27 protein-coding genes and 1 tRNA gene are annotated in these 22,783 nt (G+C 58.2%); 9 read left to right on the forward strand and 19 right to left on the reverse strand.

Annotated elements, in window-relative coordinates; translation table 11 throughout:
* Nucleotides 1-746 precede the first annotated feature (746 nt).
* On the reverse strand, nt 747-1,145 hold the full coding sequence (locus AC1D35_RS20270; RefSeq protein ID WP_477939757.1) for a hypothetical protein: 399 nt from the start codon (nt 1,143-1,145) through the stop codon (nt 747-749).
* 224 nt (nt 1,146-1,369) lie between these two features.
* Between AC1D35_RS20270 and AC1D35_RS20275 the strand changes: the two genes are divergently transcribed.
* The gene (locus tag AC1D35_RS20275) at nt 1,370-1,711 is read left to right on the forward strand and encodes a hypothetical protein (protein WP_477939759.1); all 342 of its coding nucleotides are present in this window, start codon (nt 1,370-1,372) and stop codon (nt 1,709-1,711) included.
* Between the two features lie 40 nt (nt 1,712-1,751).
* Complete coding sequence (locus AC1D35_RS20280; protein ID WP_477939761.1) at nt 1,752-2,135, forward strand: hypothetical protein; 384 nt, start codon at nt 1,752-1,754, stop codon at nt 2,133-2,135.
* A 12-nt stretch (nt 2,136-2,147) separates the two neighbouring features.
* Here AC1D35_RS20280 and AC1D35_RS20285 read toward each other — a convergent pair whose 3' ends face one another.
* Entirely contained in the window at nt 2,148-3,953 is a 1,806-nt protein-coding gene (locus AC1D35_RS20285) for a DUF6538 domain-containing protein (protein WP_477939763.1), read from the reverse strand.
* Nucleotides 3,954-4,349: 396 nt separating this feature from the next.
* Between AC1D35_RS20285 and AC1D35_RS20290 the strand changes: the two genes are divergently transcribed.
* Both AC1D35_RS20290 and AC1D35_RS20295 read left to right on the forward strand, forming a co-directional pair.
* Nucleotides 4,350-4,892, forward strand: coding sequence for a hypothetical protein (locus tag AC1D35_RS20290; RefSeq protein WP_477939764.1), 543 nt, complete (start codon nt 4,350-4,352; stop codon nt 4,890-4,892).
* Between the two features lie 240 nt (nt 4,893-5,132).
* A complete protein-coding gene (locus AC1D35_RS20295; protein WP_477939765.1) occupies nt 5,133-5,783 on the forward strand; it encodes a hypothetical protein in 651 nt (216 codons plus the stop codon).
* A gap of 31 nt (nt 5,784-5,814) precedes the next feature.
* On the opposite strand, the gene AC1D35_RS20300 is transcribed toward AC1D35_RS20295, so the two are convergent.
* The 3 genes from AC1D35_RS20300 to AC1D35_RS20310 all read right to left on the reverse strand — a co-directional run bounded on the left by AC1D35_RS20300 (nt 5,815) and on the right by AC1D35_RS20310 (nt 7,859).
* Entirely contained in the window at nt 5,815-6,609 is a 795-nt protein-coding gene (locus AC1D35_RS20300) for an anti-sigma factor family protein (protein ID WP_477939767.1), read from the reverse strand.
* Nucleotides 6,606-7,211, reverse strand: coding sequence for an RNA polymerase sigma factor (locus tag AC1D35_RS20305; protein WP_113311531.1), 606 nt, complete (start codon nt 7,209-7,211; stop codon nt 6,606-6,608). Before AC1D35_RS20305 ends, AC1D35_RS20300 begins: the two co-directional genes overlap by 4 nt.
* A 111-nt stretch (nt 7,212-7,322) precedes the next feature.
* Nucleotides 7,323-7,859 (reverse strand): tetratricopeptide repeat protein, encoded by a 537-nt coding sequence (locus AC1D35_RS20310; RefSeq protein WP_113300680.1) that lies wholly within the window; start codon nt 7,857-7,859, stop codon nt 7,323-7,325.
* 172 nt (nt 7,860-8,031) lie between these two features.
* Between AC1D35_RS20310 and AC1D35_RS20315 the strand changes: the two genes are divergently transcribed.
* The 3 genes from AC1D35_RS20315 to AC1D35_RS20325 all read left to right on the forward strand — a co-directional run bounded on the left by AC1D35_RS20315 (nt 8,032) and on the right by AC1D35_RS20325 (nt 10,908).
* Nucleotides 8,032-9,084 (forward strand): type III polyketide synthase, encoded by a 1,053-nt coding sequence (locus AC1D35_RS20315; protein WP_477939769.1) that lies wholly within the window; start codon nt 8,032-8,034, stop codon nt 9,082-9,084.
* Complete coding sequence (locus tag AC1D35_RS20320; RefSeq protein WP_113311532.1) at nt 9,081-9,584, forward strand: isoprenylcysteine carboxylmethyltransferase family protein; 504 nt, start codon at nt 9,081-9,083, stop codon at nt 9,582-9,584. The genes AC1D35_RS20315 and AC1D35_RS20320 overlap by 4 nt, the downstream gene beginning before the upstream one ends.
* 76 nt (nt 9,585-9,660) lie before the next feature.
* The gene (locus AC1D35_RS20325; protein ID WP_113311533.1) at nt 9,661-10,908 is read left to right on the forward strand and encodes an NAD(P)/FAD-dependent oxidoreductase; all 1,248 of its coding nucleotides are present in this window, start codon (nt 9,661-9,663) and stop codon (nt 10,906-10,908) included.
* On the opposite strand, the gene AC1D35_RS20330 is transcribed toward AC1D35_RS20325, so the two are convergent.
* The 9 genes from AC1D35_RS20330 to AC1D35_RS20370 form a co-directional block, all read right to left on the reverse strand.
* On the reverse strand, nt 10,898-11,434 hold the full coding sequence (locus AC1D35_RS20330) for a gluconokinase (protein ID WP_113311534.1): 537 nt from the start codon (nt 11,432-11,434) through the stop codon (nt 10,898-10,900). The two genes, AC1D35_RS20325 and AC1D35_RS20330, sit on opposite strands and share 11 nt — an antisense overlap.
* Nucleotides 11,435-11,578: 144 nt before the next feature.
* Complete coding sequence (locus tag AC1D35_RS20335) at nt 11,579-12,421, reverse strand: dipeptide ABC transporter ATP-binding protein (RefSeq protein ID WP_477939772.1); 843 nt, start codon at nt 12,419-12,421, stop codon at nt 11,579-11,581.
* Complete coding sequence (locus tag AC1D35_RS20340) at nt 12,421-13,272, reverse strand: ABC transporter ATP-binding protein (RefSeq protein ID WP_113300685.1); 852 nt, start codon at nt 13,270-13,272, stop codon at nt 12,421-12,423. The genes AC1D35_RS20335 and AC1D35_RS20340 overlap by 1 nt, the downstream gene beginning before the upstream one ends.
* A gap of 1 nt (nt 13,273) precedes the next feature.
* Nucleotides 13,274-14,164, reverse strand: coding sequence for an ABC transporter permease subunit (locus tag AC1D35_RS20345; protein WP_477939774.1), 891 nt, complete (start codon nt 14,162-14,164; stop codon nt 13,274-13,276).
* A 9-nt stretch (nt 14,165-14,173) separates the two neighbouring features.
* On the reverse strand, nt 14,174-15,178 hold the full coding sequence (locus tag AC1D35_RS20350) for an ABC transporter permease subunit (RefSeq protein ID WP_477939776.1): 1,005 nt from the start codon (nt 15,176-15,178) through the stop codon (nt 14,174-14,176).
* Nucleotides 15,179-15,266: 88 nt separating this feature from the next.
* Nucleotides 15,267-16,862: an ABC transporter substrate-binding protein gene (locus AC1D35_RS20355; protein ID WP_113300688.1), complete on the reverse strand. Its 1,596-nt coding sequence runs from the start codon at nt 16,860-16,862 to the stop codon at nt 15,267-15,269.
* On the reverse strand, nt 16,859-17,167 hold the full coding sequence (locus tag AC1D35_RS20360) for a hypothetical protein (RefSeq protein ID WP_162748628.1): 309 nt from the start codon (nt 17,165-17,167) through the stop codon (nt 16,859-16,861). Before AC1D35_RS20360 ends, AC1D35_RS20355 begins: the two co-directional genes overlap by 4 nt.
* A 43-nt stretch (nt 17,168-17,210) precedes the next feature.
* A complete protein-coding gene (gene rirA / locus AC1D35_RS20365) occupies nt 17,211-17,690 on the reverse strand; it encodes an iron-responsive transcriptional regulator RirA (RefSeq protein ID WP_113300689.1) in 480 nt (159 codons plus the stop codon).
* Nucleotides 17,691-17,858: 168 nt separating this feature from the next.
* Nucleotides 17,859-19,355 carry a CoA-acylating methylmalonate-semialdehyde dehydrogenase gene (locus AC1D35_RS20370; RefSeq protein WP_113311535.1) on the reverse strand — a complete coding sequence of 499 codons (1,497 nt, stop codon included), beginning with the start codon at nt 19,353-19,355 and terminating at the stop codon, nt 17,859-17,861.
* A gap of 173 nt (nt 19,356-19,528) precedes the next feature.
* Here AC1D35_RS20370 and AC1D35_RS20375 point away from each other — a divergent pair, with 173 nt between their 5' ends.
* Nucleotides 19,529-19,843, forward strand: a complete 315-nt coding sequence (locus AC1D35_RS20375; protein ID WP_113311536.1) for a putative quinol monooxygenase — start codon at nt 19,529-19,531, stop codon at nt 19,841-19,843.
* The gene (locus AC1D35_RS20380) at nt 19,840-20,721 is read left to right on the forward strand and encodes a LysR family transcriptional regulator (protein ID WP_113311537.1); all 882 of its coding nucleotides are present in this window, start codon (nt 19,840-19,842) and stop codon (nt 20,719-20,721) included. The genes AC1D35_RS20375 and AC1D35_RS20380 overlap by 4 nt, the downstream gene beginning before the upstream one ends.
* A gap of 39 nt (nt 20,722-20,760) precedes the next feature.
* Here AC1D35_RS20380 and AC1D35_RS20385 read toward each other — a convergent pair whose 3' ends face one another.
* The 5 genes from AC1D35_RS20385 to AC1D35_RS20405 form a co-directional block, all read right to left on the reverse strand.
* Entirely contained in the window at nt 20,761-20,961 is a 201-nt protein-coding gene (locus tag AC1D35_RS20385; RefSeq protein ID WP_113311538.1) for an MSCRAMM family adhesin, read from the reverse strand.
* Nucleotides 20,962-20,991: 30 nt separating this feature from the next.
* The gene (locus AC1D35_RS20390; protein ID WP_113311539.1) at nt 20,992-21,429 is read right to left on the reverse strand and encodes a DUF4174 domain-containing protein; all 438 of its coding nucleotides are present in this window, start codon (nt 21,427-21,429) and stop codon (nt 20,992-20,994) included.
* Nucleotides 21,430-21,537: 108 nt separating this feature from the next.
* Nucleotides 21,538-21,777: a helix-turn-helix domain-containing protein gene (locus AC1D35_RS20395; RefSeq protein ID WP_113300695.1), complete on the reverse strand. Its 240-nt coding sequence runs from the start codon at nt 21,775-21,777 to the stop codon at nt 21,538-21,540.
* A 224-nt stretch (nt 21,778-22,001) separates the two neighbouring features.
* A tRNA-His gene (locus tag AC1D35_RS20400) sits at nt 22,002-22,078 on the reverse strand.
* 131 nt (nt 22,079-22,209) lie between these two features.
* On the reverse strand, nt 22,210-22,659 hold the full coding sequence (locus AC1D35_RS20405) for a phasin (protein ID WP_477939781.1): 450 nt from the start codon (nt 22,657-22,659) through the stop codon (nt 22,210-22,212).
* Between the last annotated feature and the right edge of the window lie 124 nt (nt 22,660-22,783).

Genomic DNA, 22,783 nt, shown 5'->3' on the forward strand with positions numbered 1-22,783 from the left:
CAATAGCCGCTCCACCATCGTTGCATGACCTTTACATTCGAGGGCTTCCTCGAGAAAAAACGTAAAGGTCGAGGAGCTCAATCTTTACAAATACCAATTTATAGTTGCGTCTGACCTTGTCATGAAACACGCAATCTTTGAGGAAATGCATCCGGACCTTGACGCTAGGTTTCCGCAATCTTTACAAATACGTCGGAATTCCGCGTTTTTGTAGCTGATGTAAAGGTCTTCGGACTCGCAGCAGTTGCATTAGGATATTGAGCTGTTTCATTCACATGGTTTAACTTCACCGAATTTTGCGGTTGCCACTTCTGCTGTGCTGAACTTCCTCTCGCCGTTACGGGATGCCTTAAGGGCCAGCGCAGAAAACATTTCCGAACGTATTGGCTAACCGCAGTAGTGGATGTCACCAGACAAGATGCACGACTGAGTGCTCATTGATTCAGGGTCGAATTGAGCGCGCGGTCCATACTGCTTCACGCTGTCCGCGCTTCCGACGGACGATGATAAGGATCGCCCCGCTCTTGTGTTCATGTCGCTCTGGTGCCGTATAACCTCCTGTTGTCCGGCATTGCGTAGCTCACACGCCAATAGCCTATCGAAGTCCTAGGTGACCCCGGACCTCTCGATGGGGATGCTTTCCGTGCCGGCGATGATTTCGACGTCCTAACCTCCCGTGCCTCACATGCGATGCGAGGCGTCAAAGGCGCAGGTTTTCTCTTTGCGTGATCTGATGATCCGTGCATTCAATCCGGTATGCTCGCAAGGAGCCTAAAGCGACGACGTAACGCCGGCGTCAGCTCCGGAACGCTATCGCCGTAGAACTCGCGTAAGAACGCGAGCCAGCCAGGTTCAGCAGGCGCAGCTGAATCGCCGGCGAAGACCTCCTCGATAGCGTCGGCGAACTCGGCGCCGAACCAACTCCTCAGAACAAGAGCGAACAATCGCCGCCTGTTGCATCCAAGTGCATTGGCCAACGGCAGCACCTTGTCGAGCGGCACCTTTCGATCCCCGCTAAGAAATCCTTCGACCGTATGAGGGCTTTGAAACCCGACGAGGAGAGTGATTTCCTCCACGGTGTAGGGGGAATTTTCCAAGTGCGCCTGAATGAGCTTCGCGACTTCCGAATTGCGCTGTGAATTCATTTTATGTTTCTCACGTATTGCTTCTCTCGTGCTGAATTATATCAAATAAAATTTGGAGATTCGTAATTTACGATCGAAAATAAATGAGGAAATAGTAAGTAAATAATTACTTATTATTTCAGTTCATGCAAATAATGTTGCCATACCAGTAAATAAGTCATAATATCGAACGACTTATACATTGAGGCGTCGCGATGACCCCGTATAGAAGTCCTCACGCCGCAATGCGCGTCGGTCAGATTATAGAAGCACATCTCACGAAATCGGAGCTGTCGTATCGAGATCTCGCCCATCAACTGGGAGTGTCAGACACCAAGATCGTCCACTTTGTGACAGGCAGACATTACTTCCCTGTAGAGTTTGCGAAATCGACCGCAGAAGCTCTCGGCATCGCCCAAGGCGAACTCATCTACTCCATTCTGCTGCAATATTTCCCTAAAGCGGAGGTGGACGCGATTTGGGAAGCTATTGCCACGCATATGTCTGAACAGCAGGAAACAGGTGAGGAAGAATCGGATTATGAAACACGCGAAAAACAGAAGAAGAAGCGGAAGAAGTCTGGCTAGCACCGCAACGAGTTGATCAGGGGGAGGCTCGGCATCTTTCATGACGCAAACGACAAATGAAGTTCGGAACCCTGCCTCCTCCCAGGCCGATGTCGATACATGGCGCATACTCAAGAAGGCGTTGAAAACAGGACTGTCGGATCGAGGATTTACCATCAACGCAGAAGAAGCATCCCTCATCGCGCGCTTCATGCTGGAGCAGATCGAGACTAGTGGCCTGCGTGTCGTCCCAGTGAAGCCGACAACAGAAATGCAGAAGGCCATCAAGCAGGCTCTCGATCAAGGCAAGCGAATGTCTGTCGCCTGGGTCAAACCGCGCACAAAACAACGGTGGCGCTATCAGGCCGCAGTTGAAGCGGCTCCTAATTGGCGCCGCGGCTATCTACTGGACCTTGGGCTCGATGACTCGCAGCCATTAGGATGAAGCTATGTCGCGTCATCCGACGCAGCCCGCCGGCTTCAAGTGGTCCAAGACCAATCCGGGATAGGAGATCGAGTTCACAAGCTTGACGCGATCCTCAAGCATGCCCTGCGGTAAGGTGCCGTAGCGTTGCGTCATCGTGCCGGACGTATGGCCCAGAATGAAGCCAAACTGCTCATCAAGAAAGCCAGCGCGACGCAGCGCGTCGGCCGCACCATGCCGAAAGCTGTAAAGGGACAAACCACGTCCGTCCTTCAGGCCGATCTTTGTCAAATACCGTGGGAAGTCGCGGCTGAAATCTGCAATCATCTGACCGCGCTCATTGCGCTCTGCGAGCGGGAACAGACGCTTATCTCCGCGCTCCCTCAGGTCGGCGTGATACTTCAGCAAGCCGAGTTTCACCAACTCCGGGTGCACCGGCACGACCCGCATAGAGCCTGCCGTCTTCACGGATTTATCACCATCGCCTTCGGTCGTGATGTGCATGATCCAATGGCCGCGATCTTCGCGCACGTCGTCAACGCCGAGCTGCGCTATCTCTGCCGGGCGTGCACCGGAATAGAGCATGATCAGTGGCACCCAGTAACGGTGGTCGCGGACAAGGACGTTGCCCGGCTTACTCCAAAACCGGGGAGCTTCATCGTTCTGACATCCGATGAAGAACGGCGACTTGAACAAGGCGTTCATTTCGTCAACCGCGAAGGGCTTCGTCGTCTTCTCCTTTGACTTCTTCAGGAACATATCCGCGGCGGGGTTTGCTGTGAGATAGCCATGGTTCGTTAGCCAAGTGCAAAACGCGCTGAAGCCGGAAAGGTATCGGTTGACGGTTGTCGTGCTGATCGTTGGCTTCTTCACCGTTTCATTGTGCTTGACGATTTGCGTAAGCTTCATGCCTTCGAACGCTTTCGTCTCCGTCGCCTTCACAGGATATTGAAGCAAGAGCGCCTTCCATTCTCGGACAGCCTTCTTGTCGATTCGATGCACCGGGAACGTGCTGCCGACGTATGCAACGAAAAGACTAACGTCCCGGCGAGCCTGCGCAAGCGTATCGGGCTTGATCTGGTTCGGGTTCTCGCGGGAGTAGCTTTCGAACAGCTCCATAATGGTCTCACCTGGTGCAGCAGCTTCCCGACCTTTACCGCTTGCAGGCTTGACGATCGGATCTTTCGGAGCGCCTGAGAAATCTCCGGTGTCGCGCTCCAGGGTGCGCTGCAGGCCCTCTATCTCAGCTCGTGTCATCAAGCTGCAGAGTTCGCGGTATTCATCAGAGCCCGTATCGACAAGCAGCCGATGCTGGGCAACGAACTTCTTTACTGCAGGCTCGATCAATTTCGCATCGCCGGCCGCAAGCGCGCTCTTGAGTGCGTTGAGCCGGCGCGCGCGAAGATTTGCATCATCGGTGCGTGCGCGAAGCATGAGCTCATAGTCGGTGTAGGCGTTGATCATGCCGAAGAAGTTCTCGGACGTGATCTCCCCCATATCGATCTGCCGATAAATCTGCTGCAGCTCGGCGTCCATCTGCTCCGGCGTCGGCAGGGACCGCTGCTTGCGATCATAGCCGTCGATCGTAGCCTCATAGTGCTGCCAGACGGCGATCGCCTTGTCGTCCGAGGTAATTTCCCGGCGCGCTCGAACTTCATCGAATTCAGAGCGCCAACCCTCGATCACGGGCCAGAGGCGCTTCTTCGCTTCGTTTTCATCCTTGGTGCGCAGAGACTTCTTTCGTGTCGTGGTTCCGAAATGCTTGACGAGATCAAGCGGGACATCCAGCCGCGCATAGTAGGTAGCGTTTCGTCGTTCTAGATACGTAAGCCTTGCCAATTTCGCCCATCCGTAGCACTATTCCGGAACACTCGACCGGAACAGCTCTAGAAAATAAGTTGTTTATTTGCAATAGGTTGTTTTGCATCATGGGCTTACTGAAAGTTGGATTACTTTCCAGGTTCCCCAGCCAATTCTCCCTAAATGCCCTTAATTCCTTGATTTTCCAGTCGTGCCGGATATCGTTTTGGCGTCATTCCCGACCTGTTGCCCAGAATTGTAGCCACAGGCTGTGGAAAGGCTCAGATGCCGAAGAATTCCTTCGTTTCCTGCGATCATCATCGCCGATCCGGAGGGCTGCACGGTGAAATGAACATGGCTTTGACCCGCCGCAGTAGCAAAACCTCAACCTTCCGCCGATAGAATCACCGTGACTCCCTGGAGACGGTTCGAGCCATGAAGACCTTTTCTGCCCTGTTGCTGACGGCACTTCTCATTCCGGCCACCGCCCGGAGCGAGACGGAATGGATGGGCGATGCGCGGCAGTGGTCGGTCGGGTTCGTTGGTGAGAAGCCCTCCTATTGCCGGCTGGTCTGGAACAATGAACTCGGCAAGACGGTCGAATTCCGCCAGAGCCTCGACAGCGTCATGTGGCTCGTTTCGAAGGATGGCTGGGATATTCCGGAGGGCACCACAACCAAGGTGACACTTGTCGGGTATTCCGGCACCAAGGCCGTAGCGGCCGRATTCTTCGACAGCAAGACGCTTCGCGTCCTGCCTGCGGATGAGAAGACGGGCGTTGCCCAGATCAAGAAGATGCTCAAGAATTCCTTTATCGGCACGCCGGATATGGAGCTGGATTTTGCCGGAAATGAAGAGAAATGGGTGGTGCCCCTCTCGCGGCTCCAGCAGATGTATACGACCTACGTCAATTGCTTGAACCGCCTCGTCCCCGCCAATCAGGCCAGCCAGGTTTCCGACAAGACCCAACCGTTCTGAAGCGTGTTGCAATTTTTCAGATTTGCGCGCCACGCTTCAAATTTGTTTGAGGCAGGTCGTTATTGGAAAACCGCTGAACACTTTTGCGCGACATGCTTTCGGCGTTCGCATTCTGCGTCGCCACGTCGCAGCAGCGCGCCACAAATTTGGCCCGCGCCACAATGATCATCCTGGTCGTGCCCGCTGCACTTCATTCGCGCGGGAAATCGGATGGTGATCTTCCCGTTTCAGGAGGCCATTGTGCAGAGGCTTCGTATCGCATTTCTCATAAGCGCCGTGGCAATCGCAGCAGCCGAGCTTGCCGGCCCGGCTTCGGCTGAGGATGTCGCCCACAAATCAACCGATACCCATGTGCTCGTCGTGCGACTGCCGGATGGTTCACTTGAGCGCATTCGTTACGCGGGTGACCGACCGCCGCAAGTCCGGTTCGACAGTCAGCCGGATTCGGGCTTTTTCGATCCGTTCTGGCCATCCGCTCCCTTTGCCGATCTAGACCGCATATCCGCAGCGATGGACCGCGAAGCTGCTGCAATGATGCAACAGGCCGACAGCATGATACTGGCATCTCAGGGAAATCTGACTGATGTCGGCCTCAACAGGCTGCCGGCCGGCATGCRGGGCTATTCGATGGTTTCGACCATGTCCGGCAACGGTGTCTGCACCCGCAGTGTCCATTACTTCAACAGCGCTGACAGCAAGCCGCAAGTCGAGAGCAGCACGTCGGGGAATTGCTCACCCGGCAAGGCGGCAGGCGCGCCGTTGCCCGCCAAGGCGCAGCGGCCGGCCCTGAAGCCGAAAACCTCTGGTGTCATCGAGGTCAACGCCCGGCCGCCGGTAACAGATGGCAGCGTATCACAGGCAAATCTTCGGCTTGCGAGCGCGGTGAACTGATGGATTACGGTCCAGTATCGTCACTTGCGCGTCAGACGGAAATCTTGCTCCGCACCGCGTCAGCGATCTCGGTCATGCGGTCGACCGGGGCGTGACCAATCAGCATGAAGGCGTGGGTAGCGTTCGCCCAGTAGACGACATTCATGCCCTTGCGGCCTTCGATATCGGGGGTTTTGGGGCCGCCGTCGGAGGCGACGATGCAGAGCGCCATGGGACCGGTCTCGGGATCCAGATAGGCGATCTGGGCGAGCGGCTTGCCATCATATTGCAGGATCYGGGCGCGCTTGAAATCTATATCRGGCAGAGCAACCTGCTCTGGAGAAAGCTGCAGGCCGAGGTTGCCATCCAGACTGGCGAGCTGCGCTACCTGCACGTCTCTGGGCGGGACCGGACCGGCGAGCGTCTCCGGCGTATAGAGCGAGATATATTCGGCGACGACGGCGCGCCATTCGCTGTTTTCGTCCTTGCCCGAGAGCCCCGTGCCAAGACCGATCACGGCGCGGTCGACGGCGATGCCGGCAACGACCGAAGCAGCAAGTGCGCCGAGAAAGCCTCGACGGCTGACGAAGGCAGCCGGCCTTGCAGACCGGGCGGCAGGAATGGCCGATAGCATGGATTCGAGCTTTGCCTGCGGAGCGGCATCGAGTAGCGGCGCAAAGGCTTGCTTGTAAGGCAGGCTTGCACGCGCCAGGAATTCCAGCCGTTCGGCGACAGCTTCGTCGGCCTCGATCAGCGCTTCGATGCGGGCAGCCTCTTCGGCGCCGAGTTCACCATCGATGAAGGCGGTCAGTTCCTCGTCGGAGGGCATTCTGTGCTTCGTGCTCATTCAAATCCCCCTGCCGATACAGTCTCGGAGAGCTTCGCGCGGGCAGCTGCCAGCCGGCTCATCACGGTGCCGATCGGAACATCCAGTATGGCGGCGACCTCGCGATAGGAAAGCCCTTCTACATAGGCGAGGAAAACCGCCGATCGCTGCGCCTCCGGCAGCGCGTTCACCTGTTTCAAAACCTGGTTCGCCATAACATGCGTTTCGGTGTCGCGGGCGCCATCTGATATCAGCGTCTCGTCGGCATCGACGAAGCCCTGCCCCTGGCGAACGCGGCGGGCACGGATCTCATTCAGCCAGATCGAATGCAGGATCGAAAACAGCCAGCGGTCGAGCCGCGTGCCTGCCACGAACTGATCGACCCGCTCCAGCGCACGAACGCAGGTCGCCTGCACGAGATCATCGGCGACATCGCGCTGATGCGAAAGGACGAGGCCATAGCGCCACAGACGGGCAAGATTTTCCGTCAGGCCGCTCCTGATATCCGCTTCGCTCGCGATGGCCGCCTCCGCGCGTGTTGGCTGTCTTGGAACCGCCGGCCGGGCCGGCGATTCCGTTCTGGCGCGACTATAGGCAGGAAATGTGGTGTGTGCGACCGACATCCAGAAATACCCTTCAATCAACCTTGTCTTTCTCCTGCCCCGCGCAAGCGTGCAGCTTTGTTCCACGCAATTCCGGACGCAAGACCGCTGCACACTCTTGCTGGCATTGCTTTAGATCTTCGACGGATCGATGATCGCGGCGTTAAGGTCCTGATATTCCTCGCAACCGGTGCCACAGATCGCCTTGATCGTCGTCAGCTGCTCCTTGGCGAGATCGAGCTGGCCCTTGATGACATAGGCTTCGCCGAGATATTCGCGAACCTTGGCATATTGCGGATCAAGCTTCACCGACTGCAGATAGTAGGAGATGCCCTCATCCGTGCGGCCGAGCTTGCGGGTGGCGTAACCGCGATAGTTCAGCACTTCAGCGGTGTTCTGATCCTTGACGGTGTCGAGCATGGCGAGCGCTTCTTCATAGCGACCGGCCTTGGCGAGCGAATAGGCATAATCGGTACGGTTTTCGTCCGTCACGTTAGAGCTCTGCTGCTTGACGCACTTCTTGGTCTTCTGGTCGTAGATCTCGCCCTTCTTGCAGACCGGCATGGTGCTGCTATCGTTGCCGATTGCGAAGACGGGGCCGGAGAAGACGGAAGCGGCAATGCAGCTGCCGAATACGAGGGAAGCGATGCGGACAGTCTTGATCGTCATGGGATAACTCCTCAAAAAATGACGTTGCGAGGAGTGAACACCGCTGCTGGCAGCTTTATTCGACAGGCTTTCGCATTTTTCGATCACTGCTTCGTGAAGAATAGCGTACCGAATAAACCTCCGCGCCCGCGTGTTTTCCACTCGTTCCGCCGGGAACGACAAGGAGCATACCGTGACTCAATCCGTCAGACTTTTAAGTCTCGCCACTGCAGTGCCTGACCATATCATCACCCAGAGCCAAGCCGCCGCGGCATCCTCGCGCCTCTTTGGGGATCGCTTCAAGGAATTCCGCCACCTCGCGCGCGTCTTCGACAATGCCGGTATCGTAAAGCGGCATGCCGCCCGTCCCCTCTCCTGGTTTGAAGAGACGCATGGCTGGCAAGACAGAATGGAGGCCTATGAGGAGGTCGCCGGTTCGCTGTTCGTCGCGACGGCAACGCGCGCGCTCGATCAGGCGGGGCTGACGGCCGATCAGGTCGATTGCGTGGTAACGGTTTCCTCCACCGGCATCACCACGCCGAGCCTCGATGCGCGGCTCGCCGGCCGGCTCGGCTTTCGCGCGGATATCGAGCGTGTACCCGTCTTCGGGCTTGGCTGCGCTGCCGGCGTTTCCGGCTTTGGCATCGCTTCGCGGTTGGCGCGCAGCCGCCCGGGCGCCGTCGTGCTCTTCATCGCCATAGAGCTTTGCACGCTGGCCTTCCGTCTGGATGAGCTGACGAAACCGAACATCATCGCCACCGCCCTCTTCGGTGACGGGGCTRCAGCCTGCGTGCTACGATCAGGCCAAGGCGGCATGGCAGAAGTGGAATCGGCGGGCGATCACCTCTTTCCTGATACGCTCGACATCATGGGCTGGAAGATCGACGATACCGGGCTCGGCATCCTGCTGGCGCAGGGACTACCGCCCTTTGCGGAAAAGGAGCTCGGCCCGGCGATCGACGGCATCCTGGCGCGCAGCGGCCTCAAGCGCGGCGATATCGACCGTTTCATCTGTCATCCCGGCGGCACGAAAGTGCTGGCGGCAATGGAGAGCACGCTTTCGATGGGGCCAGACACGCTCGACATCGAGCGGTCGGTGCTTGCAGACTACGGCAATATGTCCTCGCCGACCGTGCTCTTCGTTCTGGAGCGTGCTATCGGCAGAGGTTTGCCGGACCGGGCGGCGATGATCGCCATGGGGCCGGGCTTTACGGCAAGCTGCGTGACCCTGCGGAGGGTCGCATGATGTGGCCTTCCATCACATTGCTGGCCTTCGTGACCGCCCAGCGGCTTTCGGAACTGGTTATCGCGCGCCGCAACACGATGGCGCTCTTTGCAAAGGGGGGGCGCGAGATCGCGCCCGATCATTACCCCTACATGGTGGCGCTCCACACGGGCTGGCTCGCCGGGCTGTGGATGCTGGCAGCGGGACAGCCGGTTCAGCTCTTCTGGTTCGGTCTTTTCATGCTGTTGCAGGTGCTGCGACTGTGGGTGCTGACCACACTCGGGGAGCGCTGGACGACGCGTATCATCATCCTGCCTGGTGCGCCGCTCGTCGAAGGCGGCCCCTACCGCTTTTTCAAACATCCGAACTACATGATCGTGACAGGTGAGATCGCCGCCCTGCCGCTTGCCTTCGGCATGCCGCTTTATGCGCTCGTCTTTTCTCTCCTCAATGCCGCCGTCCTGACTGTTCGCATCAGGGCCGAAAATGCCGCACTTAAAAGCGCAATGATTTTGAAATGAAATGCGATTTTTCGTTTGCGCCGCAGCATTGAGATGGGCATTTTAAGGCCTAAAACATAGCGGAATGCAGGGGAAAATGACGAAAAACGCAATCGTGCTCGGCGCCGGTATCGTCGGGGTTTCGACGGCCATTCATCTTCAACGCCGCGGCCGGCAGGTTACACTCATCGACCGCAAGGAGCCGGGTAACGAAACCTCCTTCGGCAATGCCGGCCTGATCCAGCGCGAAGGCGTCATGCCCTACGGCTTTCCCCAGCAGCTCGGCCTGCTGCTGCGCTACGCGCTGAACAACCGCATCGATGCGCATTATCATCTGAAGGCGCTGCCCGGCCAGCTCGCCTTCCTTGCCCGCTATTGGTGGAACTCCAATCCGAAGCGGCACGAGATGATCACCAAGGCCTATGCACCGCTGATCGAGAATTCGATCATGGAGCACAAGGACCTGATCGAGGCGTCGCATGCCGAAACGCTGATCCGCAGGGATGGCTGGATGAAGATCTTCCGCACCGGCGCCAAGCGCGACGAGGCCTTTACGGAAGCGGCCCTCTGGAAGGATCAGTTCGGCGTCAGCTACGAGAGCCTGAGTTCGGCCGATATCGCTCGCCTGGAGCCTGATATCACCGGGGATTTCGTTGGCGGCCTTCGCTGGATCGATCCCTGGTCGGTGCTCGATCCGCATGCGTTGACGCGTGCTTACCGCAGCTATTTCGAAAGCCTCGGCGGACGATTTGTGACCGGCGACGCGGCATCACTCGGGCCAATCGGGTCCGGCTGGAAGATCATGACGTCGGAGGGGTGGCTGGAGGCCGACGAGGTCGTGCTGGCGCTCGGCCCCTGGGCGGCGGTCGCGACCCGGCGCCTCGGCTATTCCTTCCCGCTCGGCGTCAAACGCGGCTATCACATGCATTACAGCGTCCAGGGCAATGCAGTGCTCAACAACTGGACGCTGGATTCCGAGCGCGGCTATTTCCTGGCGCCGATGAACCGTGGTGTGCGCCTCACGACGGGTGCGGAATTCGCCACGCTCGACGCGCCGAAGACACCGGTGCAACTCGACCGGGCCGAAGTGGTGGCCCGCACGATCTTTCCGCTGGGTGAGAGACTGGATCCGGAACCGTGGATGGGCGCCCGCCCCTGCACGCCCGACATGATGCCCATTATCGGCAAGGCGCCGCGCCATCAGGGCCTGTGGTTTGCCTTCGGCCATGCCCATCACGGGCTGACGCTCGGGCCGGTGACAGGGCGTGTGCTGGCCGAACTGATGACCGGCGAGACGCCGTTCATCAATATTTCGGCTTATTCGCCTGACCGCTTCAACCCGTAACGCCGAGAGCGGCGAGAGCCTTCAGGGCTTCTGCCGCGATACCCTCGATCGTGTCATCGATATCGACGGTGACGACACCCGGTTCGCCCGTCGGTACTTCCAGCGTCTCCAACTGGCTTTCCAGCAATGAGGTGGGCATGAAGTGCCCCTTGCGGTGGCCCATGCGGTCCGTCAGCAGTTCTTTCGACCCTTCGAGATAGACGAAGTAGAGGTTGCCGCCGGCTGCCGCTCGCAGGCGTTCGCGGTAGATATGCTTCAGCGCAGAGCAGGACACGATGGTGCCTTCGCCCTTGGCAAGCGATGCCTTCATCGCCTCGCCGATGCGGTCGAGCCAGGGCATCCGGTCCTCATCGGTCAATGGAATGCCCTTCGACATCTTCTCGACATTGGAGGCAGGGTGAAGAGCATCACCCTCGACGAAGGGCAGATGCAGAGCCTTGGCTATCTTTTCGCCGACCGAGGATTTGCCGGAACCGCTCACCCCCATGACGATGATTGCATGGAGCGTTCGGTTATTCTCGGTCATTGCTCGTCTCGCTCATCGTTTCGACGTGGGATATCTGCGGCATTTAAGCATCTCCATATTTCTTCGAAACATGGAAATGCTCTATCTCTTTGTTTTCGCGCAATTCCGGACGCAAAACCGCTGCGCACTTTTGCTGGAATTGCTCTAGGAGGCCGCAGCTACGGCAGCATTCTTGCGTGCAAGGCGCGCCCTGATCGTTTCGACATCCGCACGCGGCGTCGCTGCAWACAGGGTCTTTGTATAGCTATGCTGGGGATCGTTGAAAACCTGATCCCGCGTGCCGTATTCGACTGCTTCGCCGAAATACATCACCATCACGTCGTCTGCCATGTAGCGGACGACCGAAAGGTCGTGGCTGATGAAGACATAGGTCAGGTTCAGTTCGTCCTGCAGGTCCGCGAGCAGGTTGAGCACCTGCGCCTGCACCGACAAATCAAGCGCCGAGACCGGTTCGTCGAGAACCAGAAGCCGTGGTTTCAGCATCAGCGCGCGCGCAATGGCGATACGCTGGCGCTGGCCGCCCGAGAACATGTGCGGATAGCGGTTGAAATGAACGTCCTGCAGGCCGACCTTCTTCAGCATCGCCATCGCGAGATCGCGGCGTTCAGCGGTCGGCGTATTGGTGTTGATGATCAGCGGCTCCATCAGGATGTCGCCGATCTTCTTGCGCGGGTTGAGCGATCCATAGGGATTCTGGAAGACGATCTGCACCTTGCGGCGGATTTCCGGCGTCAGGTCACCCTTGAAGATATCGACCTTCTTACCGTCGATGAAGAGTTCGCCCGCCGTCGCCGGGTCGATCATCGTGATGATACGGGCGAGCGTCGACTTGCCGCAGCCGCTTTCGCCGACGATCGCCAGCGTCTTGCCCTGCTCGACACTGAAGCTCACGCCCTTGACGGCATGGACCGTTCGCGCCTTCTTGAACATGCCGCCCGGCAGGTAATAGTCGCGAACGATGTTCTTTCCCTCGAGAACTGGCGTCATCAGGCCGCTCCCTCCACAGTCTTATTCGGATTGAAAAGTTCGCCGATGGTCGGCAGCCGGTCGCCGGTCGCATTGTCAGGAAGGGCTGCGAGCAGTGCCCGCGTGTAGTCGCTCTTCGGAGATTCGAAGAGCGAGAGCACATCGGCCTCTTCCATCTGGCGGCCCTTGTACTGGACGATCACCCGGTCAGCCGTTTCGGCAACCACGCCCATATTGTGCGTGATGATGATCAGACCCATGCGATGTTCCGTCTGCAGGCGCATCAGGAGATCGAGGATCTGTTTCTGGATGGTCACGTCGAGCGCCGTGGTCGGCTCGTCGGCGATCAAAAGCTTCGGGTTGCAGGCAATTGCGATGGCGATCATGACGCGCTGGCACTGGCCACCCGACATTTGATGCGGGAAGTGGCCGAGCCGCTCGGCGGGATCGGGAATGCCGACCGCCTGGAAAAGCTCGATCGCGCGCTTGCGCCGCGCCGCCTTGTCGAGACCAAGATGAATCCTCAGCACTTCCTCGATCTGGAAGCCCACGGTGAAGCAGGGATTGAGACTGGCGATCGGCTCCTGGAAGATCATCGACATATCCTTGCCGATGATCTCGCGCCGTTTGGCTCCGGACATGCCAAGCAGGTTCTGGCCGTCGAAGAGCATCTTGTCGGCCGTCACCTTTGCCGTCCACGGCAGGAGGCCCATGGCAGCCAGCATCGAGACAGATTTTCCCGAGCCGGATTCGCCGACGATCGCCAGAACCTCACCTGCGTCGACTTTCAGCGAAACGCCGTCGACCGCGCGAAAAGGCCCGGTCGAGGTTTGAAATTCGACGACGAGATTTTCAATTTCGAGAAGCGCCATCTCAGGACCTCTTCATCTTGGGGTCGAGCGCATCACGCAGGCCATCGCCCATCAGATTGATAGCGAGAACGGTGATCAGGATGGCGAGACCCGGAAATGTTACGACCCACCAGGCGCGCGATATGAACTCGCGGGATTCGGCGAGCATCGTGCCCCATTCGGGTGTCGGCGGCTGGGCGCCCATGCCGAGGAAGCCGAGGGCGGCTGCATCGAGGATCGCGGCGGAGAAGGCAAGCGTTGCCTGGACGATCAGCGGTCCGAGGCAGTTCGGCAGGATCGTCTTGAACATGAGGCGGAAGGTGCCGGCACCGGCGACCCGGGAGGCCACCACATACTCCTTTTCACGCTCGCCCATCACGGCGGCGCGTGTCAGGCGCACGAAATGCGGCTGGTTGACGATCGAGATCGCGATCATGGCATTGAGCAGGCCGGGGCCGAGCACCGCCACAAGCACAAGGGCCAGGAGCAGCGACRGGAAGGCGAGGATGATATCCATCAAGCGCATGATGACGATATCGACGCGACCTCGGAAATAACCGGCAACGAGGCCGATCAAGACACCGGCAACCACCGATAGCGTAACGACCACGACACCGATGAACAGCGAGAAACGTGCGCCGAAGATCAGGCGCGAAAGAATATCGCGGCCGACGGCATCCGTTCCGAGCGGATAGGAGAAGCTGCCGCCATCCATCCAGAAGGGGACGGAGAGCAGAAGCTGGCGGTTCTGCTCGGTCGGCGCATGCGGCGAGACGAGCGGTGCGAAGATCGCCATCAGCAGGATGATGAGGAAAACGAAGAGGCCGATGACGGCGCCCTTGTTTCGCGAGAAATAATACCAGAATTCCGTCAGGGCGGAGGGCTGGTCGGATTTTGCAGTTATCGTGCTCATGGACCGCTCCTAGTGTCYGATACGCGGATTGATGAAGCCGTAGGTCAGGTCGACGATCAGGTTCACAAGCATGATGATGCCGGCAATCATGAGAAGACCGCCCTGGACGACTGCATAGTCGCGCTTGAAGACAGCATCGACCATCCACTTGCCGATGCCCGGCCAGGAGAAGATCGTTTCGGTAAGAATGGCGCCTGCGAGCAGCACGCCGACCTGCAGGCCGATCGTGGTGATAACAGGGATCATGGCGTTTCTGAGCGCATGGACGCCAACGACGCGCAGAGGTGCGAGACCCTTGGAGCGGGCCGTGCGCACATAATCCTCGCCCAGCACTTCGAGCATCGCCGAGCGGGTCTGGCGGGCGATAACCGCAAGCGGAATGGTGGCAAGCACCACGGTCGGCAGAATGAGATAGCTGACGGCCGACGCGAAGGCGCCCTTCTGGCCGGAGAGCAAACTATCGATCAGCATGAAGCCGGTGACAGGCTTGAAGAAATACATCAGCGAGATGCGGCCGGAAACCGGCGTCCAGCCTAGATAGCCGGAGAAGAAGATGATGAGCAGCAGGCCCCACCAGAAGATCGGCATCGAATAGCCGATGAGGGCGACCCCCATCACGCTCTGGTCGAACCAGGTTCCGCGCTTGACAGCAGCGAAAACGCCGGCCGGAACACCGAGAAAGATTGCCACCAGGATGGCGCAGAGAGAAAGTTCGAGCGTTGCCGGGAAGAGCGTGAAGAACTCGCCGAGAACCGGGCGCTTGGTGACGATCGAGGTGCCGAGATCGCCGTGCAGCACTTTTCCGAGATAATCGAAATACTGCACATACATGGGCCGGTCGAAACCGAGATCATGCATGATCTGGGCGTGACGTTCGGGTGCCATGACACGTTCGCCCGACAACAGCATGACGGGGTCGCCAGGAAGCAGGCGGATGAACGAGAAGGCAATGAGCGAAACGCCTAGGAAGGTCGGTATCAGGACTGCGAGGCGCCCGATGAGAAATCGCAACATAGCAAGGTTGTCCAATAGTTTCCGGCGGTCAGGTGGAAGCCTGACCGCCGGTCAAGCCCGGTTTTAGCCGGGCAGTTTATCATTTTTCTTATTCGGCGATATCAACGCCGTCGAAGCGGTGAATGCCGAGCGGGTCCATATGGAAGCCCGACACCTTCTTGCTCACCGGAACGAATACCAGCGAGTGGTCGAGCGGGGCCCAGGGAGCTTCCTTCTTGAAGATCGCCTGCGCTTCCTCGTAGAACTTCGTGCGTGCAGCAACGTCAGCCGTTTCCTTGGCCTTCGTCATCAGAGCGTCGTAGTCCTTATTGCACCACTGAGCGCGGTTGTTACCGCCGACAGCGTCGCAACCGAGCAGCGTGTCCATGAAGTTATCAGGGTCGCCGTTGTCACCGGTCCAGCCGAGAATGACGGCGCCGTCGCGCTTCACGTCGGAGGAGAGCTTCAGGTATTCGGCCCATTCATGCGTGACGATCTCGACATTGACGCCGGCCTTGGCAAAGTCTGCCTGGATCAGTTCGGCGGCGCGGCGAGCGTTCARCATGTACGGACGCGAAACCGGCATTGCCCAGACCTTCATGGAAAGGTCCTTGACGCCAGCGGCTTCGAGAGCCTTCTTGGCGCCTTCCGGATCGTACTTGTCGTCCTGGATCTTGTCGTCATAGGACCACATGGTCGGCGGAATCGGGTTCTTGGCAACCTGTGCAGCGCCCTGGAAGACGGCGTCGATGATCGCCTGCTTGTTGATCGCCATGTTCAGCGCGCGGCGGACTTCCGGCTTGTCGAACGGAGCCTGCTGGGTGTTGTAGGCGAGGAAGCCGACGTTCAGGCCAGCCTGTTCCATGACCGTGAGGTTAGGATCCTTCTTGAGCTCACTAACGTCGGCAGCATTCGGATACGGGATGAGGTGGCATTCGCCGGCCTTCAGCTTCTGGGCGCGGACAGCGGCATCAGGGGTGATCGCGAAAACGAGATCGTCGATCTTTTCCTTGCCCTTGAAGTAGCTTTCGTTAGCCTTGTAGCGGATAACAGCATCCGGCTGGTAGGCGACGAAGGTGAACGGGCCGGTGCCCAGCGGCTGCTGGTTGAGCTGGGCCATCTTGCCGTCAGCGGCGAGCTTGTCGGCATATTCCTTGGAAACGATGGAAGCGAAGTCCATGGCGAGGTCGGCCAGGAACGGTGCTTCCGGATGATTGAGCGTGAACTTGACCGTCAGGTCATCGACCTTCTCGACCGACTTGATGAGATCAGGGAAGCCCATGCCGGCAGCATATTCGTAGGAACCGCCTTCGACATACTTGTTCCAGGGATTGTCGGACTTGATCTGGCGTTCGAAGGAGAAGACGACGTCGTCGGCGGTGAGATCACGCGACGGGGTGAAGAAATCGGTCGTCTGGTACTTCACGCCGGGATGCAGCTTGAAGGTATATTCCTTGCCGTCGGGCGAAACCGTCCAGCTGTCGGCAACACCCGGCTCGATCTCCGTCCCGCCGTGCTTGAATTCAACGAGGCGGCTGTAGACCGTACGCGAAGACGCGTCGAAGGTCGTGCCTGCCGTGTAGAGGCTAGGATCGAAGCCTTCCGGCGATCCTTCGGCGCAATAGACAAGCGTCTTGGAATACGCGGCGGTAGCCATGACCGAAGCCAGGGCTGTCGCTGCGAGCAGGACAGAGAACTTTTTCATGATGTCGTTTCCCAGGTTTGTTCTTTTTTGATCTTTAGAGATCGGGCGCTCATTACCCCGATCAGCGGGCCGATGGAACGATATTTATTTGCTGAACGCAACGGCATCCGCAGAAAATTTTTCCAGAAAAGCAATTTTAGAAATTTTCGGTCAAAAATAGGCCCACATTTGCAAGATTGAAGCACGTTCAACCGTATTTTTGTCGCGTTTGGTATAATTTCGCGTCGCGGAAGGGCGTTGAGAACGGTTTCAACGGGCTCTGATATATCAACAGCCGTGAGCGCGAATGAAAAAACCACGGCCATGGAAAACAGCCGTGGTTCATGACGATATCAGAATGGTCAGATATCAGGCAGCCGGCGCCTGAATGGCGGGCTTGCGATAATGCTGTTCGCCGGTAAGGCCAAGCAGGAAATTGATCTGTGGCCTTGCCTTTACCAGATCGTCGATCGAATATTCGGTCAGCACGTCGAAGAAGGCGTTCAGCGCCTTGCGCAGCGCGGTGTTCAGGCCGCAACTATCAACCAGCGGGCATTCGACCGCGCCGTCCTCAAAGCATTCCGCCATGGCGAAGCTGTCTTCGGTGACTCTTACCACGTCGAAAAGGGTGATATCGGTCGCCGGCTTGCCAAGGCGTACACCGCCATTGCGACCGCGCACCGTCTCGACGAGGCCTGCCTTGTTGAGAGGCTGCAGAATCTTGAAAAGGAAGAGCTCGGAAACACCGTATGCTCTGGCAATCTCCGGAATCCGGCTCAAATGTCCTTCATTGGCTGCACAATACATCAACATGCGAACCGCATAGTTGGTCTGCTTCGTCAACCGCATGCCGATCTCCTAAATCATTTGTGGACCGTATATAGTGGGTTTCACAGTTTTGAACAATTCCAAAATATGAAATTCACATTCACGTTTCCCGCGACTGCTCGCCGCAGCGTTTCAAACGAAAACAGGCCCTTCTCGGGCCTGTTTCCAGATGGCGAAAGATAAGTTGGATCACTTCATCGTCGGCATGACGAATTCGGCACCGCCCTTGATGCCTGACGGCCAGCGGGCAGTGACGGTCTTGGTCCTGGTCCAGAACTTGATCGAATCGGTGCCGTGCTGGTTCAGATCGCCGAAGCTCGAAGCCTTCCAGCCGCCGAAGGAGTGATAAGCGAGCGGAACCGGGATCGGAACATTGACGCCGATCATGCCGATGTTGATGCGGGAGGCGAAGTCGCGGGCAGCGTCGCCGTCGCGGGTGTAGATCGCGACGCCGTTGCCATATTCATGCTTCATCGGCAGGTCGAGGGCTTCTTCGTAGTTCTTGGCACGAACGACGGAGAGAACCGGTCCGAAGATCTCCGTCTTGTAGATATCCATGTCCGGTGTGACGTTGTCGAACAGCGTACCACCGACGAAATAGCCGTTTTCATAACCCTGCAGCTTGAAGCCACGGCCGTCGACGAGAAGCTTTGCGCCTTCTTCGACGCCGCGGTCGATAAGGCCGTTGACGCGGTTATACGCATCCTTGGTGACCAGCGGCCCCATGTCGGCCTTGTCATCGGTATAGGGGCCGATGCGCAAGGATTCGATCTTGGGCGTGAGTTTCTCGACGAGACGGTTGGCGGTTTCCTCGCCAACGGGAACGGCAACGGAGATGGCCATGCAGCGCTCACCAGCAGAGCCGTATCCTGCGCCCATCAGAGCGTTGACAGCCTGGTCCATATCGGCGTCAGGCATGATGATCATATGGTTCTTGGCACCGCCGAAGCACTGGGCGCGCTTGCCGTTCATTGCAGCCGTTCCGTAGACGTAACGGGCGATCGGCGTGGAGCCGACGAAGGAGACGGCAGCGATATCAGGGTCGGTCAGGATCGCGTCGACCGCGGTCTTGTCACCGTTGACGACGTTCAGAATGCCAGCCGGCAGACCGGCTTCGATCATCAGTTCGGCAAGGCGGATCGGCAGGGATGGGTCGCGTTCGGAGGGCTTGAGGATGAAGGCGTTGCCGCAGGCGATTGCCGGGGCAAACATCCACATCGGGATCATGCCCGGGAAGTTGAACGGCGTGATGCCGGCGCCGATACCGACGGGCTGGCGGATCGAATACATGTCGATCGCCGGGCCGGCGCCTTCGGTGAATTCACCCTTGGCAAGATGCGGAATGCCACAGACGAATTCGCAGACTTCGAGGCCACGGATGACATCGCCCTTGGAATCCTCGACCGTCTTGCCGTGCTCGCTGGAAAGCAGCGTCGCAAGCTCGTCCATGTGCTGGTTCAGGAGATCGACGAATTTGAAGAAGACGCGGGCGCGGCGCTGCGGGTTGGTGGCCGCCCATTTCGGCTGCGCAGCCTTGGCGTTTTCGACGGCGGCGCGGAGTTCCTCGACGCTCGCCAGCGCGACCTTTGCCTGCACTTCGCCGGTTGCGGGGTTAAAGACGTCGCTGGTGCGGCCGCTGGTGCCGGCAACCTTCTTGCCGCCGATGAAATGACCGATATCACGCATGGGTGTTCCTCCTGATCTTTTTGGATGACGCAACAATCGCACTTCAATTTTCACAAATCAATGCGCTATAATAAGCAACCGTTGTGCGTAAATTATAGCTCTGTCGCGGTGGTTGATGCTCCTGCTTCAAAATTGGCATCGCACGCGGACAAGTCAAAGGGAAGGTCGAGACGATGAGCGGAAAACCTGTCGTCAGAATGGCGGAACTGGAGATCGATCCGGGCACGCTCGAAGCCTACCGGGCGCTGCTTACCGAGGAAATCGAGGCGTCCGTTGCGCTGGAGGACGGCGTCCTTTCGCTGAATGCCGTTTCCATCAAGGATCGTCCAAACGTGATCCGTATCCTGGAGGTCTATGTCGACAAGGAGGCATACGAGGCCCATCTGCGGACGCCGCATTTCCTGAAATACAAGAATGAGACGGCCGGCATGGTGACGTCACTGACGCTTGTCGACGTCGAACCCATCGTGATGCGTTCCAAGCCATGAACTGGGACGACGTTCGTATTTTCCTGGCCGTCGCCCGCACCGGGCAGATCCTCGCCGCATCGAAGCGGCTGGGGCTCAATCACGCCACGCTTTCGCGCAGGCTTACCTCGCTGGAAGAGGCGTTGAAGACGCGGCTTTTCATCCGCCGGACGAATGGCTGCGAGCTGACCGCCGAAGGCGCAGTCTTTCTTGCCTCGGCCGAGCGGATGGAAACGGAAATGCTGGCCGCGCAGGCCAATCTCGGCCACACGGATACGGCAATTGCCGGAACGGTGCGCGTCGGCGCACCCGATGGGTTTGGTGTTTCCTTTCTTGCGCCACGCATGGGCAGACTGATCGAGCGCCATCCGGAACTCAAGATCCAGCTCGTGCCGGTGCCGCGCTCCTTCTCGCTGTCACAGCGCGAAGCGGATATTGCCATTACGCTGGAACGACCCGAACAGGGACGGCTCGTCTCATCCAAGTTGACCGACTACACGCTCGGCCTCTACGCATCGTGGGAGTATCTCACGAAGCATGGAAAGCCCGAGGATGTCGATGGCCTGAAGGTGCATCCGCGCATCGGCTATGTCGAAGACCTGATCTTCACCGCCTCGCTGAATTTCTCCGGCGAGGTGATGCGCAGCTGGGACGCGGGTTTTGAAATCTCGACTGCGATCGGCCAAACGGAGGCCGTGCGTTCCGGCGCCGGCATCGGCATCCTGCATGACTATATCGCCCGGCAATACAAGGAACTGGTGCGCATCCTGCCGCAGGTATCCATCCGCCGCGCCTACTGGACAACCTACCACGAAAGCGCGCGCGATCTGGTGCGCGTGCGCAGCGTCATCGATTTCCTGCAAGAACTCGTCGACGAAGAAAGGCAGATGTTCCTTTAGAGCATTTCATGCTCCATCCCCTTGTTTTCGCGTAACTCTTTACGCAAAACCGCTGTACACTTTTGCTGGTATTGCTCTCGCGCTCAGATGCTTTGCCGGTTCCTCGTTTTCATCGGGGTTGGGGAGCGGCACTTCATCCGGCAGGCGATCGGGCTCCGGCTCCTTGATCGGCGGCACCGGTCTCCAGCCTGGCGAGGGCATTGGCGGCTGGTCGGGAAGAGGGTCGTTCGGGACGGACATGGCCGGCTCCTTTACGATTGCAATATTGGATTATTTGTCGTCTCTGACTGCCTCGGCAGCACGGACCGGCATGCTGTCGATGATGGCGAAGAGTTCGCCTGACGTGATCGGCTCACTGGCCTTCAGTTTCACGGTGCCATCCTTGCCAAGCAGGAAGGCGGCAAATTCACCCGTGTCAGGCACGTCCAGTTCCTTTCGAAGCGCCTCGCCGTTCAGCCCGTCGCCGCTTCCGAAGAGCGGTTTTATGCTCGATCCGACAAGCTTGAGAATAACCATATCCCGTTCCTCAAGAGCGGCGCGGTCGGCAAGCAGCTGGTTTTCCTGGCGGGCTGCGCGGGAGTTGTCGCGGTCGGCGATGAGAATGAACACGCGGTTCTTCCACTGGAACTGTTCGAGACTGGCGACAGCCGCATAGGCGGCATTCGTCTCGTCGATCTTCGTTGCGCCGTAAAGAAGGGTCTTGGACATACATATACTCCCGTCGACCGTTGAACGGCGCGGGAGGCGCAAGAGTTCCAATCATGTCCCTTAAAAGGGACGACGGCCGGTCGGAGATGCCAACCGGCCTTGTCGCACCTACATATGCAGAAAGGCAGAAACCGGAACCTGCAGCGCTGCAGCAATACGCCTTAGCTTTGCCGGATCGGCACTTTCGCCATTTTCGATTTCGAGGATTTCCCCATTGGCCAGACCGCAGGTAACTGCGAGGTCTTCAATACTGTAGCCAACCGCATCACGTGCGCCTTTAACCGCGGCTGCCACGTCAATCGGGGAAACAGCGGTCGATTCCTCAATATTCTGTACAGAAATGGACATTGAATTCTCCTATAATGCCTCGGTGGACTGTCCTACCCCCAAGCGGCAAGCCGCCAGCATTTCGCAATGCAACGAAAACAACGGGCAATTGCTGCATCGCACTGCTCATAAATAGGTAAACTAGTGTTAACGGCAATAGCAAAATGCGAGCAGGCATCATTTTGACATCAAAAAGCGCCGATGCCGTGCATTGCCGAACTGGCAAACCAACTTATGGGAGAGAATGGTACGGTTGGGGGGTCTCGAACCTCCGACCTCAGGTGCCACAAACCTGCGCTCTAACCAACTGAGCTACAACCGCACAATGCCGCGCACGCCGCGACGGGGGTCACATACGAGGACTTGAACTTTAATTCAAGCCCCGATTTGCGCTCAATATACAAAAAGGCTGAACATTCGGTCCAGCCTTTATTATCTATCGAGCCTGGCAGATCAGCCAATCTTGAAGGATGCCATGGCCTTTTCAGCAGCTTCCTTCGAAGGCTTTGCGACCTTCTCGGCAACCTGCTTGGTGGTTTCCTGAAGCGACTTCGCCTGCTCGACGGTCAATTCAGCCTGCTTGCGCAGGAAAGAGGTCTGAAGCTCGAAGAATTCGGCGACGGACTTGACGCCAAGGAGCGCCTCCATGTGGGAGAGCGAGCGTTCGGCATTGACGCGGAGCGCATCGATTGCCTTGAGGCCGATCTCAACGCTGCCGGCCTGCGCGGTCTGGACCGTTGCTTCCAGCGTCTTGCCTGCTTCTTCACCGGCGGACTTCAGCTTGGCATAGGCTTCCTTGGACTGCTGAGCACCCTTTTCGGTGAAGTCGCGGAAGGACTCAGYCAGCTTGCTCGGGTCGAAGGAGGCAATTGAAAAAACGTCGTCGGTCTTTATGGTAGCCATCGGATCGCGTCCTTTTAGATGGGCAAATCTGTGCCCGCGATAAATTGGATAAATCTTATATACAGCATCTTATTGTGCATTGCAACATCGTTGTGCAACGCACAATGCGTTAACCTTTCCGGCC

The sequence above is a fragment of the Rhizobium sp. P1_E6 genome (assembly GCF_056405875.1).

What these genes read in the sequence shown, in the direction of transcription:
- AC1D35_RS20270 (WP_477939757.1), bottom strand. Translation starts at nt 1,145, where the DNA reads ATGAATTCACAGCGCAATTCGGAAGTCGCGAAGCTCATTCAGGCGCAC.
- AC1D35_RS20275 (WP_477939759.1), top strand. Translation starts at nt 1,370, where the DNA reads ATGCGCGTCGGTCAGATTATAGAAGCACATCTCACGAAATCGGAGCTG.
- AC1D35_RS20280 (WP_477939761.1), top strand. Translation starts at nt 1,752, where the DNA reads ATGACGCAAACGACAAATGAAGTTCGGAACCCTGCCTCCTCCCAGGCC.
- AC1D35_RS20305 (WP_113311531.1), bottom strand. Translation starts at nt 7,211, where the DNA reads ATGTCGGTCGCACACACCACATTTCCTGCCTATAGTCGCGCCAGAACG.
- AC1D35_RS20310 (WP_113300680.1), bottom strand. Translation starts at nt 7,859, where the DNA reads ATGACGATCAAGACTGTCCGCATCGCTTCCCTCGTATTCGGCAGCTGC.
- AC1D35_RS20320 (WP_113311532.1), top strand. Translation starts at nt 9,081, where the DNA reads ATGATGTGGCCTTCCATCACATTGCTGGCCTTCGTGACCGCCCAGCGG.
- AC1D35_RS20325 (WP_113311533.1), top strand. Translation starts at nt 9,661, where the DNA reads ATGACGAAAAACGCAATCGTGCTCGGCGCCGGTATCGTCGGGGTTTCG.
- AC1D35_RS20330 (WP_113311534.1), bottom strand. Translation starts at nt 11,434, where the DNA reads ATGACCGAGAATAACCGAACGCTCCATGCAATCATCGTCATGGGGGTG.
- AC1D35_RS20340 (WP_113300685.1), bottom strand. Translation starts at nt 13,272, where the DNA reads ATGGCGCTTCTCGAAATTGAAAATCTCGTCGTCGAATTTCAAACCTCG.
- AC1D35_RS20360 (WP_162748628.1), bottom strand. Translation starts at nt 17,167, where the DNA reads ATGGCCGTGGTTTTTTCATTCGCGCTCACGGCTGTTGATATATCAGAG.
- rirA (WP_113300689.1), bottom strand. Translation starts at nt 17,690, where the DNA reads ATGCGGTTGACGAAGCAGACCAACTATGCGGTTCGCATGTTGATGTAT.
- AC1D35_RS20370 (WP_113311535.1), bottom strand. Translation starts at nt 19,355, where the DNA reads ATGCGTGATATCGGTCATTTCATCGGCGGCAAGAAGGTTGCCGGCACC.
- AC1D35_RS20375 (WP_113311536.1), top strand. Translation starts at nt 19,529, where the DNA reads ATGAGCGGAAAACCTGTCGTCAGAATGGCGGAACTGGAGATCGATCCG.
- AC1D35_RS20380 (WP_113311537.1), top strand. Translation starts at nt 19,840, where the DNA reads ATGAACTGGGACGACGTTCGTATTTTCCTGGCCGTCGCCCGCACCGGG.
- AC1D35_RS20385 (WP_113311538.1), bottom strand. Translation starts at nt 20,961, where the DNA reads ATGTCCGTCCCGAACGACCCTCTTCCCGACCAGCCGCCAATGCCCTCG.
- AC1D35_RS20390 (WP_113311539.1), bottom strand. Translation starts at nt 21,429, where the DNA reads ATGTCCAAGACCCTTCTTTACGGCGCAACGAAGATCGACGAGACGAAT.
- AC1D35_RS20395 (WP_113300695.1), bottom strand. Translation starts at nt 21,777, where the DNA reads ATGTCCATTTCTGTACAGAATATTGAGGAATCGACCGCTGTTTCCCCG.